At 37.7% G+C, this 13,352-nt stretch carries 13 protein-coding genes; 8 read left to right on the forward strand and 5 right to left on the reverse strand.

What is annotated here, in order from left to right:
• Nucleotides 1-25 precede the first annotated feature (25 nt).
• From ACVWYN_RS16190 to ACVWYN_RS16200, 3 genes are all read left to right on the forward strand, one after another.
• Nucleotides 26-1,591: an ATP-binding protein gene (locus tag ACVWYN_RS16190; RefSeq protein ID WP_457289924.1), complete on the forward strand. Its 1,566-nt coding sequence runs from the start codon at nucleotides 26-28 to the stop codon at nucleotides 1,589-1,591.
• Between the two features lie 57 nt (nucleotides 1,592-1,648).
• Nucleotides 1,649-3,403 carry a PAS domain-containing protein gene (locus ACVWYN_RS16195; protein WP_457289925.1) on the forward strand — a complete coding sequence of 585 codons (1,755 nt, stop codon included), beginning with the start codon at nucleotides 1,649-1,651 and terminating at the stop codon, nucleotides 3,401-3,403.
• Between the two features lie 172 nt (nucleotides 3,404-3,575).
• The gene (locus tag ACVWYN_RS16200; protein ID WP_457289926.1) at nucleotides 3,576-5,534 is read left to right on the forward strand and encodes a glycoside hydrolase family 97 protein; all 1,959 of its coding nucleotides are present in this window, start codon (nucleotides 3,576-3,578) and stop codon (nucleotides 5,532-5,534) included.
• Nucleotides 5,535-5,621: 87 nt separating this feature from the next.
• Here the strand turns inward: ACVWYN_RS16200 and ACVWYN_RS16205 are convergent, their stop codons facing one another.
• Nucleotides 5,622-6,593, reverse strand: coding sequence for a family 43 glycosylhydrolase (locus ACVWYN_RS16205; RefSeq protein ID WP_457289927.1), 972 nt, complete (start codon nucleotides 6,591-6,593; stop codon nucleotides 5,622-5,624).
• Between the two features lie 13 nt (nucleotides 6,594-6,606).
• A complete protein-coding gene (locus tag ACVWYN_RS16210) occupies nucleotides 6,607-7,317 on the reverse strand; it encodes a class I SAM-dependent methyltransferase (RefSeq protein WP_457289928.1) in 711 nt (236 codons plus the stop codon).
• Nucleotides 7,318-7,405: 88 nt separating this feature from the next.
• Here ACVWYN_RS16210 and ACVWYN_RS16215 point away from each other — a divergent pair, with 88 nt between their 5' ends.
• The 3 genes from ACVWYN_RS16215 to ACVWYN_RS16225 all read left to right on the forward strand — a co-directional run bounded on the left by ACVWYN_RS16215 (nucleotide 7,406) and on the right by ACVWYN_RS16225 (nucleotide 9,522).
• Nucleotides 7,406-7,552 carry a hypothetical protein gene (locus ACVWYN_RS16215; RefSeq protein ID WP_457289929.1) on the forward strand — a complete coding sequence of 49 codons (147 nt, stop codon included), beginning with the start codon at nucleotides 7,406-7,408 and terminating at the stop codon, nucleotides 7,550-7,552.
• A 127-nt stretch (nucleotides 7,553-7,679) separates the two neighbouring features.
• Nucleotides 7,680-8,564: an aldo/keto reductase gene (locus ACVWYN_RS16220; RefSeq protein ID WP_457289930.1), complete on the forward strand. Its 885-nt coding sequence runs from the start codon at nucleotides 7,680-7,682 to the stop codon at nucleotides 8,562-8,564.
• Between the two features lies 1 nt (nucleotide 8,565).
• Nucleotides 8,566-9,522: an alpha/beta fold hydrolase gene (locus ACVWYN_RS16225; RefSeq protein ID WP_457289931.1), complete on the forward strand. Its 957-nt coding sequence runs from the start codon at nucleotides 8,566-8,568 to the stop codon at nucleotides 9,520-9,522.
• Between the two features lie 18 nt (nucleotides 9,523-9,540).
• Here the strand turns inward: ACVWYN_RS16225 and ACVWYN_RS16230 are convergent, their stop codons facing one another.
• Nucleotides 9,541-10,209 carry a DUF6266 family protein gene (locus ACVWYN_RS16230; RefSeq protein WP_457289932.1) on the reverse strand — a complete coding sequence of 223 codons (669 nt, stop codon included), beginning with the start codon at nucleotides 10,207-10,209 and terminating at the stop codon, nucleotides 9,541-9,543.
• 5 nt (nucleotides 10,210-10,214) lie between these two features.
• Nucleotides 10,215-10,853, reverse strand: a complete 639-nt coding sequence (locus ACVWYN_RS16235; protein ID WP_457289933.1) for a DUF6266 family protein — start codon at nucleotides 10,851-10,853, stop codon at nucleotides 10,215-10,217.
• Between the two features lie 476 nt (nucleotides 10,854-11,329).
• Here ACVWYN_RS16235 and ACVWYN_RS16240 point away from each other — a divergent pair, with 476 nt between their 5' ends.
• Together ACVWYN_RS16240 and ACVWYN_RS16245 are read left to right on the forward strand one after the other, a co-directional pair.
• Nucleotides 11,330-11,539 carry a hypothetical protein gene (locus tag ACVWYN_RS16240; RefSeq protein WP_457289934.1) on the forward strand — a complete coding sequence of 70 codons (210 nt, stop codon included), beginning with the start codon at nucleotides 11,330-11,332 and terminating at the stop codon, nucleotides 11,537-11,539.
• On the forward strand, nucleotides 11,532-11,984 hold the full coding sequence (locus ACVWYN_RS16245; RefSeq protein WP_457289935.1) for a nucleotidyltransferase: 453 nt from the start codon (nucleotides 11,532-11,534) through the stop codon (nucleotides 11,982-11,984). Before ACVWYN_RS16240 ends, ACVWYN_RS16245 begins: the two co-directional genes overlap by 8 nt.
• Before the next feature lie 198 nt (nucleotides 11,985-12,182).
• On the opposite strand, the gene ACVWYN_RS16250 is transcribed toward ACVWYN_RS16245, so the two are convergent.
• Entirely contained in the window at nucleotides 12,183-13,352 is a 1,170-nt protein-coding gene (locus tag ACVWYN_RS16250; protein ID WP_457289936.1) for a glycosyltransferase family 4 protein, read from the reverse strand.

Below are 13,352 nucleotides of genomic sequence, written 5' to 3' on the forward strand. Positions count from 1 at the left end.
TTTAACAAAAATCAAGTAATTGAATATGAATGAAGTAAATGCAGCTATACTTGTTATAGATGACGAGGAAATTGTAAGAGACAATATCGAAGATATTCTGGTTCCCCGAAAACAATCAGCGCAGAGTGAACTTATAAGCGATGCGGAAAGCTTATTATTTGCTGAGCCTAAACCTTTGCTTTCTCCAAGAGTAAGTAATCTTCCATCTTTTACGGTTGATAAAGCAGTCAATGGAATGGAGGGTCTCAAGCTAATTATAGCTTCACTGGAAGCGGGAAAGCCTTATGCCGTTATTTTTTTAGACATGCGTATGCCCGGCTGGAGCGGACTTGAAACAGCTATTGAAATTAGAAAGTATGATAGTAAAGCCGAAATCATTTTTGTAACTGCATTCAGCGACCGCTCCATCGAAGAGATCGTAGAACAGGCTGGCCAAAATGTTGGTTACCATTGTAAACCATATGCATCAGAAGAAATTATTCAACTGGCTACAAAGGGTGTAGCTGATTATAATAGAATGCGTAATCTTGAAAATCTTATAGATTCTATTTCATCCATTGAATTAAACAAACCTCAGCTAACTTCTTTACTAAAAAACATCCTAGATCAGATATCAACCTCTCTCAATACTGACATGGCATTGATTGGTAAATTACATGATGATCTTAGCTATGAAAAAGTCCTCTCAATTGGTTCAATTGAAGAAAAGATCAATCTTCAAGAATTGATTAACGTAATAAAAGGTGTTGATATTGTTAAAAACGAAGTAATACAGATCGATGAATTGGTAGTTGCCCGTTTAGATGATTACTCCATTTTTGTTGTACTTAAAAAACAGGAAAAACTAAAAGTAGAAAAAATGTACCTGTTAAAGCTTTTTATTCAAAATGCTGCACAGGCTATACGTAACGCTGAATTAAACGAGCAACTGCTAAAAAAAGAAAAGCTTTCTGCGGTAGGCAATGCAGTGGGGATGGTAATGCATGATCTGCGTTCACCTATCAAAAATATTAAAGTTATTACCTCTTTAATGCGTGACGATTACCCAAATAGTGAGCTTTTAGATATGATCGATCAGTGTACTGAACAAGCTTCAGAAATATTCGATGATTTTCTGGATTTCATAGGACAAACCCCTATAGAAAAATCTCCTGTAAACGTTGCCAAAATAGTAGATGAGGCAATGAAACAGGCAGAAACGCGGGAAGGATTCGAAAACATAATACTCCATAAGGATATACCCGAATTGTTAGTGGTTTCTGGAGATCAAAGTAAACTTAGAAGAAGCATTATTAACTTGATAAATAACGCAATAGATGCCCTTCATGATTATAAGATTCCAAATGCATCTGTAACTGTTTCAGCTAGTCTATACCAGGATAACAAAGCGCTAATAACAGTGACGGATAATGGTCCGGGGATACCCAATGAAATCGCTAAAACATTATTTGAACCTTTTGTTACCAAACAGAAAAATAAAGGTACTGGTTTAGGTCTGGCTATTGTTAAACAATACATAACTGCTCATGGTGGCGAAATATGGTTTGTTAATAATCCCGGCGCCGTATTTTCTATCCTTCTTCCTCTATAAAATACGATTGCATCAATATACATCCACAACATCATCATTAATGCCTTTAACGATAGAATGGAAGATAGAACATTGACTACTGAAGAGCTAACCAAAGAATTAGCGAAATATAAAGCGCTCATTAATGCCTCTAATACTGGTGCATGGGAGTATTTTTTAGATACCGATGAATTGTTATGCAATGATATTTATTTTTCAATGCTTGGCCGCGATATTTGTGATTTTAACACAGTAGATCAAAGAAAGTTAAAAACTGCCTGGGCAGACTTTCTTCATCCAGATGATAGATCTAAAGCTATTAATGGCTTTGCAGAATATCTGAAAGATCCTGGCACTGAAATGTACGAGTGTTATTTCCGTATGCGCCATTTAGATGGGAGTTGGGTTTGGATCTGGTCAAGGGGGAGATTGCTGTATGAAAATAATAAGGACGTTGCTCAAATTGCAATCGGTACCCACATTAACGTTACACAGCAAAAACTATCAGAAGAAATTATTATACAAGAGCGCATCTTGCTCCGAACATTGATTGATAATTTACCAGATCCAATATATATAAAAGATTTAGAGGCTAGAAAAGTCATATCTAATGTTGCTGATGTGAAATCTATTGGTGCAGAATCCGAGGCAGAGGTCATTGGTAAAAATGATATGGAGTTATTCCCAGAGAATATAGAAATTGCAAAACGTGGTTATGAAGATGACATGATCGTTTTAAAAGATGGCAAAGCTATCCTGAATAGAGAGGAATTCTTTTTTGATGCTTCAGGGGAAAAACGTTGGCTGCTTACCTCTAAAGTTCCTATAAAAGACGATTCTGGTAAAATTAGCCGGCTATTGGGAATTGGTCATGACATTACACAGCGCAAACAGGCTGAAGAAATGTTAAATCAGTTAAACATCGAGCTAAATAATCAATCTGAAGTATTAAGCAAGCAGGCCGAAGACCTTAAACTTTTAAATGAACAGCTTAGCAAGCAAAAAGTGCAAGAACTAGAGAAGGCGATAGCACAGGGTAAGTTTGAAATTGCTTCGGAGGTATTACATGACATTGGTAATGCTATAGTTGGTTTTGGTGCGCATTTAAGTCGCATTAACCGCACTTTGGAGCAAAACAAGATAGATACCATTAAAAACCTTGGTGGATTTTTAAAGACCCACAATAGCTTGCTAAGTCAGGCTTTAGGTGTAGACAAAGCGAATGCACTCGTAACGATTACTGAAGGGGTAGCTAAAACGCAGGAAGATAATCGGGTTGAAATTGATACCTCCATAAAAGAACTATTAAACATTGTTTCCCACGTTCAGGAAATTCTTAATATACAAAGGCAATTTGTTAGAGGCCACGGTGGTGTACACGAGCGGAAACCTGTTAATCTCGTTAACATTATTGATGATAGCAAATCGATGCTATTTGCCTCCTTTGAGAAGCACAACATCAATTTTAGTGTAAAAATACGTCCGGGCAAGTATGTGATAAAAGGCGACCAGACTAAGCTAATGCAGGTCATTTTAAATATCCTTAAGAATAGCCTGGAAGCTATACCTTTAGATGCACCAGAAAAGAATATCACCCTTACGTTGGATGCGTATGACGATTTAATTGAGTTGAAATTGACCGATAATGGCGTCGGTTTTGATGAAGCAACTAATATCCGTTTGTGCGAAAGAGGTTTTACAACCAAGAAAAGCGGTACTGGCCTTGGTTTGTATAATTGCAGATCAATTGTTGAAAGCCATATGGGATCATTTGATATAAAAAGTGACGGTACCGGATTGGGTGCTGTTACCACCATAAAGTTTTCTCTCTAAAATATCTATTTTTACACTATAAAAGTACATGAAAGGTCCACTAGCTGGAACAGCAGAATCTGTGTTTTATTTTATAAGTGTATGTGTTGAAAAAGATGGATTCTAATTCAATAGAACTATTTTTCATAGTTTTTTATAACTTTAGCGTGCACATAAACAATACAGCACGCGCATGAATTTAAAACGACTACTACTAACTATTTCTTTGATCTTTTGCCTTTCATCAATGATATTGGCTCAAAAGGCAATTGAACTTAAATCCCCAAATGGTAAAATTAAGGTAACAGTAAATCTAACCGACAAGATTTACTATTCCGTATTTTATAACAATGATGAACTACTTCAAAAGAATAGTTTGTCATTAACGCTTAAAGATGATGGCGTTGGGATAAATCCAAAGTTGTCTGGCAGCAAAATAACTGCTGTATCAAATGTGATAAAACCATACATTCCTTTAAAATTTTCTACTGTAAACAATATATACAATAAGTTACTGTTGTCTTTTAAAGGCAATTATGCGGTGGAGTTTCGCGCATTTGATAATGGTGTAGCGTATCGTTTCATCACCACCAAAAAAGGTGATGTTGAGGTAATGAGCGAAGATGTTTCGCTTAACTTCCCTACAGCTTATGACTTACATGTTCAGCAACCGGGCGGATTCAAGACTGCCTATGAAGAAAACTACTCTGCAGTAAACTCCGCTTCCTGGAAAACTGAAGATAAGATGGCTACTTTACCAATGCTGATCGACACAAAAAAACAGTATAAGATTTTAGTTAGCGAATCAGATTTGTCGGATTACCCTTGTCTATTTTTAAAGAGCTCCGGACAAAACAAAGTAACTGGTGCATTTCCAAAAGTGCCACTTGAGTTTGGTGATGATGGAGATAGAAGTCTTAAAATAACAAAAGAGGCAGATTATATTGCGAAAACCTCAGGTACGCGTAATTTCCCATGGCGCTATTTTGTGATTACAACTGATGACAAACAGCTGATGGAGAACACCATGACTTTACAGTTGGCTTCGCCAAGTGTAATTAAAGATCCAAGCTGGGTAAAACCAGGACAGGCAAGTTGGGAATGGTGGAATGATGCTGCTCCATACGGCCCTGATGTTAATTTCGTAGCGGGTTATAATCTGGAAACCTATAAGTATTACATAGATTTTGCTGCAAAATTCGGATTAAAATATATCATCATGGATGAGGGTTGGGCAAAAAGCACAACTGATCCATATACACCAAATCCAAATGTAGACGTTCACGAACTTATCCGTTACGGAAAAGAAAAGAATGTGGGCGTTGTATTGTGGTTAACTTGGTTAACCGTACACAACCACATGGAATTATTTAAAACTTTTAAGGAATGGGGCGTTAAGGGTGTTAAGATAGACTTCATGGATCGTAGTGATCAGTGGATGGTTAACTACTATGAGAACGTTGCTAAAGAGGCTGCTAAAAATGAGATGTTTGTCGACTTCCATGGTGCCTTTAAACCTGCTGGTCTTGAGTATAAGTATCCTAACTTAATATCTTACGAAGGTGTAAGAGGAATGGAACAAATGGGTGGTACTACGCCTAACAATAGCGTGTTTTTCCCTTTTATGCGTAATGCGGTAGGTCCAATGGATTATACACCAGGTGCAATGATCAGTATGCAACCAGAATCTTACCGTGCAGAAAGACCTAATGCCGCCAGTATTGGTACAAGAGCTTATCAGTTGGCGCTTTTCGTAGTCTTTGAAAGCGGAATCCAGATGCTTGCAGATAATCCTACACTTTACTATAGAAACTTGGATTGTACTGAATTTATCACTTCTGTTCCTACCACCTGGGATGAAACTAAAGCACTTGCTGCAATAGCAGGCGAAGTAGCTGTAGTAGCCAAACGCAAACAAAATAAATGGTTTATAGGTGGTATTGCAAATGGCAAAGAAAACGTACGTAACGTGCAGATTGACCTGAGCTTCCTTGAAAAAGGAAAAACTTATACCATGACTTATTTTGAAGATGGTATCAATGCCGGAAGACAAGCGATGGACTATAGAAAGAAAACTAAACAAGTAACATCAGCAGATAAATTCGACATCAAAATGGTACGCAATGGAGGCTTTGCCGCTGTTATAAATTAAGGTAAACAATAATTGAATGCGTTAAAGGCTCCTTTTGGAGCCTTTAACATTTATAAAAAAACCAGCAACAGTTTATAAATAAACCCTTTATAGTTTAGTGACCGGCCAACCTTTTATCCAGTCAATTTTTCTTATTAGAAGCTTTGGAGCACCACCCTCTGCAGCAGAATAACCGTGGAAGATCAAGTAATCCAGCCTATCAAAAGTGCAAACAGCATTATGGCCTACCCCATACCAGTCCTTATTGCCAGCTAATAGTACCGTTCCTCCACCCTTAGCCATTTCAATTCCATCTTTATCCAGATAGGGACCGGTTAAAGTTTTTGATCTGCCAACTATCATTTTATAGGTACTTTCCGGCCCCCGGCAGCAAAAATCTATAGAAGCAAATAAATAGAAATAACTTCCCTTCTTAAATACAAAAGGAGCTTCTATTGGATTGGCTTTCCCTTCTTCCTTTTTTCTGCTGGCAATTGTCTGTGGAAGTATACCTGGATAAGCAGGATGCAAACGATCTGCAGATAACGGCAATAGTTGTAACCCGCCCCAAAAAGAACCAAAAGCCAGATAAGGATTGCCTTTTTTATCCGTAATCAGATTGGGGTCTATGGCATTCCAATTTGTCAGCCCAGGCGTTGATTCTATAACTTTTCCATGATCAGTCCACCTATATGCAACATCGCTGGTATTTAAGGTAGGGTTAGTAGCAACTCCTATAGCCGATTTATTGCTACCGAATGTGGAAATAGCATAGTACAAGTAGTACAAACCATTATAGAAAGATATATCGGGAGCCCATATGTTTCCTTTAAAACCTGGTATAGTAGAAACTGCCCATTCCGGCGACTGGCTAAAAACCGGCTTTTCAGGCTTCCAGTTAACACGATCTAAAGATGACCACACCGCGATACCCTTAGCCGTGCAAAACAGGTAGTACGTATTATCCTGCTTAATCATAACAGGATCATGAGCACCAATATTGGTCTTTAAAATCTGCGCAGTTGTAGTCAATGAAAAAAGAGCAGCAATAATAAAAAGGGTTGGCAGTTTGTAACGCATTTATAAATAATTTCTATTTCAGCTTTTCAAATAACAAAAAATGCTGAATGGGTAAGAACTGACCGTTTTGTATCAACTTGAATCCATTTGCTTCAAGCTCTTTTTTTACCTGTTTAACCGTCATTTTATGTTCCTTTTTTATATTTACCTCTGGGTCTTCCCCTCTGTATTCTATCAGCAATAACTTTCCGCCGGGTTTTAAAGCCTTTTTTAAAGATTGCAGAACTTCCTGTGGGTATAACAGCTCATGATACACATCTACCATAAATGCCAAATCTATGGTACCAGCCGGCAAATTAGTTGTTTTCTCATTTCCCTTAACCACAATTACGTTATTGATGCCTTTTTCTGAAGCCTTATTTTTCAAATAAGCAATTGCATCATCCTGGATCTCTACCGCATAAACCTTTCCATTAGGCACCTTATCAGCAATGCGAAAAGTATAAAACCCTGATCCCGCGCCGATATCTGCAACCACACTACTTTTAGTCAAAGGAAGTTTAGCTATGGTCAGGTTTGTGTTTTCCTCTTTAGATCTCGTGTTACGTTCCAACCAGGATACTCCGGCGAAATCCATTACTTGCGCAATCTCCCTCCCCATATATACTTTCCCTGTTCCGTTTGAGCTTGGGGCCTTAGTAGTATACGGACTTTCTTGTTTTTGCTCATTACAAAAACTACCCGTAGTCATTAATAATACAACTAGATATTTTGAATAGGTCATGCTTTGAAATTAAAAATGAGTAACAATGTTAAATACACAAACCAAAAAAGAATTGAACTGTTGTTGAAATGTACTAAAAAATTAAGTCATGATCAATCCAGAAGAAAACAAAGCACAAGAAAACGAATCAAAAAAGAAATCGGAAGATGAAAAAGCATCTACTAACAGCAATTACGATGAGCATATGTCAATAGACGAAGAAGGAAATGAAGTTGGACCGGATGATCAAATCTGACAATTAATGCCAAAAAAACTACGGCAGTCTGCTTTTATTGTTACTTTCGCTTTATAACCTGAGGGTTGAATTTAATTGCTGTTTACAGTGAACGGAATTGATTAAAATTAACATACAATTATAGCAGATGGAAAAAATATATCTGGGTGATGCCGGAGTTAAAGTATCACCAGCGGTTTATGGATTTTATAGATGGGACGAGGCTTATACCGAAGCTGATTTAAGACAAATTGTAGGTCTTTGTCTGGATTTAGGTATCAATACCTTTGAACATAGCAATAGTTATGGTTCATACCAGTTAGAGGCATTATTTGGTCAGTTGATCACAGACAAAGTCTTCAAAAGAGAAGAAGTTGTTTTGTTTACTAAATGTGGCTTGAAAGTGCCTGGTTCTAACAACAAGGATATCAGAACCAAGTATTACGATACTTCTGCAGCGCATATCTTATCAAGTGTTGATCACTCTTTGCAGCATCTCAAAACTGATTATATTGATGTATTTCTTTTAGATCGATTGGATCCGATTTCCAACCTGGAAGAAACTGCTTTGACATTGGATAAGCTGAAAGAATCTGGCAAAATCAGGAATATTGGTGTTTCTAATTTTACTGTTTTTCAGCATCAGCTCCTCGCCTCTTATTTAACAAAGCCAATTGTAACCAATCACATCGAACTGAATTTATTAAATACCCAAGCATTAGATAACGGTCAGCTGGACTATATCAAACAGCGCTACATGCGCCCACTTGCTTATGCTCCCCTGGCTGAAGGCAGGATTGCTATTGGAACAGATAAACAAGCAGTTGCGGTTCGTGCGAAGCTGGAAGAACTGAGTTTAAAATACAATGCAGATATTGAATCTCTTGCTGTAGCCTGGTTGGTTAAATTAGGTGCACTTCCAATATTGGGTACCCGCAATGAGCAACGTATAAAGAATGCGGCCAATGCATTCTGCATTGAACTAGACCATCAAGATTGGTATGAGCTATACAACGCATCAATAGAAGCCTAATATGAGAAATATCCTTATTCTATTTACCTTAATATTTTCCACTCCTATATTTGCACAGCAGTCGCCGGTAGATAGCTCAACTGATGGTAAATATATAAAAGTTAACAATGCCAAATTGTGGGTGGTTACAGTGGGTGCCGGAGATCCAATTTTCTTTATTGCGGGTGGCCCCGGTGGTGCGCATCCAGGTTTAAGAAGTTTTGATCCCCTTGCTATAGGTGGACATCAATTGATCTTCTTTGATGGATTTGGTCGCGGTAAATCGGATACAGCTAAAGTAGTTTCAGAGTATTCTTTAAACAGAGATATTGAAGATTTGGAAGGATTAAGAGTTGCGATGAAACTTCAAAAGATCTCTATTCTAGGACATTCCTATGGTGGCCTGGTGGCGCAGGGCTATGCCATCAAATATCCTCAAAATGTGAGTCACCTGATACTGGCCAATACATTCCATAGTTATGTGATGTGGCAGGAAAATGACGATAACTCAAACCATGAGATTAAAACCAATTACCCTGAGGTATGGGCGGATCTGATTAAAATCAGAGAAAAAGGTGCAATATCCAGTGATGCTGAACACCAGGCTATTTATGGAAGAGTTCCTTATGGGTTTTTGTATGCCTACAACCCTGATAGATTCGTTTCCAGAGGTAGAAAGCCCTATCCAAATAGCTTCAACAGCAAACTCTATTATCAAATGGTAGGTCGCGATGGCGATTTCTATGTAGGCAGTGACATTGGTACTTTCGATTTTAGAAAGCAGCTTAAAGACCTGAAAATGCCCATATTAATTATAGGTGGCCGATTTGATAGGGTGGCAACCCCATGGATGATGGTAAAGTATAAAGAATACTGCCCTCAGGCACAGTTTGTTATGTTTGAAAAATCCGGGCATAACCCTCAAGTGGAAGAGCCAGAAGCTGAATTTCAGTTGATTAACGATTTTCTGAAAAAATAACTCAAGCATAATTAACCATCAAATTGGTTTGCTGAAGTAGGTGGTATCCCCTACCAGCTTGCCACTTTCATTGCTAAATAACAGGTAAAAGTGTAATTCATGATCTTGGGTTTCGTCTGGCAGTGTAAAATTAAAGCCAAGACTGCCCCTGCTTGCCTGCCTGTCAAAATGGATAGATGTACCTTCATCATCATCCCAAACCAACAGCGTAGCCATATCAGTAACCCTGTTAAAATCAGACTGTGGAGAAGGCAGCCAACCGCAATTATAGGTAAGATTTTCCACCAGTGTTATCGCCGGACAATTTGCTTCATAGACATCTCCCCTGCTTAAAACCAATTTAGGATAGTTCAAATCAATCTGGGTGGCAAAATCTGTAACGGTGGTACCATCTTCATCAAACTGAACAATAAATGCATTGGGGTGATTATAGGAAAACGCCACATTAGCGGGAGTTTTTGATTTTGAAGAAGTTATAAAACCACGTTTAATTTCCGCAGAAAAATAGCTTAAAAAACCATTTAACAAGCCCAGCTTATATTGCTGTATCATTTGCTTATTGGAAAAAGGTCTCGCGTTGTAATCATAAGGTCCTGTGAGCATATTAATGCCACGGTAGCGCCTACCTATAGTTGGTCCAACTTTGCCGTAAACGTAGCCCAGCAATCCGTCTTTCTGTATACCCATACTATTTATACGTTAACATTCCCAACGTATAAACTATTGGCAATTTGCTTCCTGTCGGCCGTAATAAAAGAAATGTACACTTCCATTGGCTTTTCCAGCATTGGAGTGGCCATCTCAAGCAAAGCAGTTCCTCCTATCCTATTCGGCCCAAACATATTATAAAGGGCTTTACGATCTGCCGGGAAATAAACCAACAACATCGCCTGATCAGTCAATTCAGGCCATGCCATATCAGGCGTGGTATCCCATGTAAATTTTAGGCCTTCAGCAACCTTTTCCACTTTAGGATTTTCAGCAGGTTTAAGATCCCCCTTGCTAACCAAAACTTTAGGAAAGTCGATCGTAATGTCGGGATATGTGCCTTTTAAAGCATTTAACTTGATATTGGAATTTGCGGTATTGTTAACCATCTGATTTAGCTTTGCTGCTTCGAGAGCAAAACCGACATATACAAAACCTTTTAACGGTTTTAGAAAAGCACTAGTTACGCCCATTTCCATTCTGCAGCGAAGCTGAGCTTCAGTTGCTGGTTTTAAGGTTTTACCAACTCTGCGGACAACATTTTTACCCATTCGCTGGTAATAAACCAGGTTGCCAATTTTACCATTTGTTTTACCAAACAGTCCGTCTTCTGAGAACGCCATTTTTATATACTTAAGTTAAATAATTCACAAATATAATCATCCTTAATTAACTTGTAAAACTTATTATTTGTTAACGGTATGGAATAGACCCGCTATAGTATAAATCTGCATTCAAAATCTGCTTTGTAAGCGTTCTGGATGGGTTAGGGATTGCTTCTAGGTAAGTCAAGATATTATTAAGTATATATTGAGAGTAAATATTAGTTTGGTTCGGGTTTCCTTCGCATTTGGTTCGCTTTTAGTTCGGGTATTGATCGTTACAAACCGACTGAAACCTGTCGGATACCTGAATAAAACAAGTATTAAAAACGAGACAGATATTTAGATATTCTTAATTTTATATCTATTTTATATTGGCTTACTCAGAATGAAGGTAGAGTTGTACCCAAACCCTTCCCTAAATTGAAAGGAGGGTAATCTAGCTTTAATCCCATTGTATCATTAGGAAAAATACTTTAAAAAATTTACTTTTGAATATGGCAACTTATCGTTTAGATCGTACTGCTTTTAAAGGGCATACTGTTAGTGAAGCCGCAGATCATGCGCCATATTACAAGAGCCTAACTGTTGCAGAGCGTTTAAAAGTAGCAGGTTTTTTAAATAGTATCGCTTTCAACTATCCTGAAAATTCCCCGCCAAAGATGGATAGAAGCGCTTTTTCTGCAAGAGCGCGATCAAATGGGTAATATATTTAATGATGATTTCAGAGATTTTTTAAAAGCGTTAAATAATCAGGAAGTTAGATACATGCTGGTAGGTGGATTTTCCGTTATTCTACATGGTTATTCAAGAACTACAGGTGATATGGATATTTGGGTGGAGCGTACTTCAAAAAATTATTTATTACTCAAGGATGCTTTTGAGGAATTTGGCATGCCTGTTTTTGACATGACTGAACAAAATTTTCTCGCTCATCCTGCTTGGGATGTCTTTACTTTTGGCAGGCCTCCAGTAGCCATCGACATAATGGTAAAGGTTAAAGGATTGAACTTTGATGCATGTTATCAAAACTCCGTATTATTTGAAGATGATGACCTTTTTGTTAGAACTATTCATAAAGATAATCTTATTACTGCTAAAAAATCGGCAGGAAGGAATAAAGACTTAGATGATTTAGAAAACATAGTTTAAAAATAAAAAACATTTCTAACAAATAATCTATAATTGAAAAGGAGTAGACTCATAAATATAAGAGAATATTAACTCCACATCAATCCTACTTTACCATTGTGAAAAATACGTGTCTTACATGTTAATAAAAGCTATTTTTTCCTGCTTAAACTTAATGTACTGTTAGGTTTTCATTAGTCGTGACGTAATATATGCCTGCTAGTTTTGCGCTATATTTATAAAATGTAGCAGGTATTCGTTACACATCTTTTCCCAGCTAAATCGGTTGATTGTATAGTTGATTATATCAGATGCGGGCAAACTGATCGCAGACTGATCATCAGGCTTAAGATTTAAATGATGGACCCAGCTAGCTATATGTCCTGGTGGTAAAAGAATTCCGTTCTTCCCATGAGTTATGGCATCTGTTATACCTCCGCTAGCAGCTGCCAATACCCGAGTTCCCTTCAATGCAGCTTCAATACATACCAAACCAAAGCCCTCCATATCTCCTTCTATTTCAATGTTTGGCATTACAAAAGCATGAGTAATTACTAGAATGGCATCCATCTGCTCTATGGATAATTTGCCTAATCGGATTACATTTTTACTAGCAATGTTGTTTTTTAATAACTTTTTTAGCGCAGCCTCGTCGCTGGAGGCACCTAAAAACAATTCAATCTTATTGCGAAGGAAAAAAGGCAGGTTATTGACTATTTTGCTAACGATACCTCCCTCCTTTGGTAATGGCCCTATTAGCAATAGCATAAAATCATCGTTAAGTTTAGGCATCACATTTTTAATAAACCAGGAAAACCCTTTGCGTTTTACCGGCCGGCCAATGGCTACCAATATCTTTTTATGCTTAATATCTGTGTGATATTGCTCTAGCAGGAAAGAGGATACATCAAAGTCGGACTTTACTCCTTTTGGATCATTAGAAACTCCGTTGTTTACGACCACTATTTTCTTGCTTTCAATTCCCCGGTTGCGACAAGCGGTTGCTGTAGCACTACTTACTGCAAAAATTAGATCAAACCTGTTGAACTTTGGTATGATTAATTTTTGGTAAATCATACTCGGAAAAACAACATCGAGTCCATGTAAGGTTACCGTATGCTTTAAATGACGGTAACCAACATGAAGCATACTAAATGCGGCTATCAGTCCGTCGTTGAAATGGATGATAGAAATGCCTGGATGTTCCTTAATTACGTTTAGTATTCTTTTTCCCAATTGTAAGAAAAAGCCAATCCTGTTTTCCTGATTGTTATAAACGATATGATGGGTTTTGGTTAGCGCAGACATTCCATTAATCAACTCATAACTTTGTTTTTCCATCCCACCGGTAGCTGGCGGATATTTGTGACTAACAAATAATATTTCCAT

Source organism: Pedobacter sp. UYP24 (assembly GCF_054057295.1).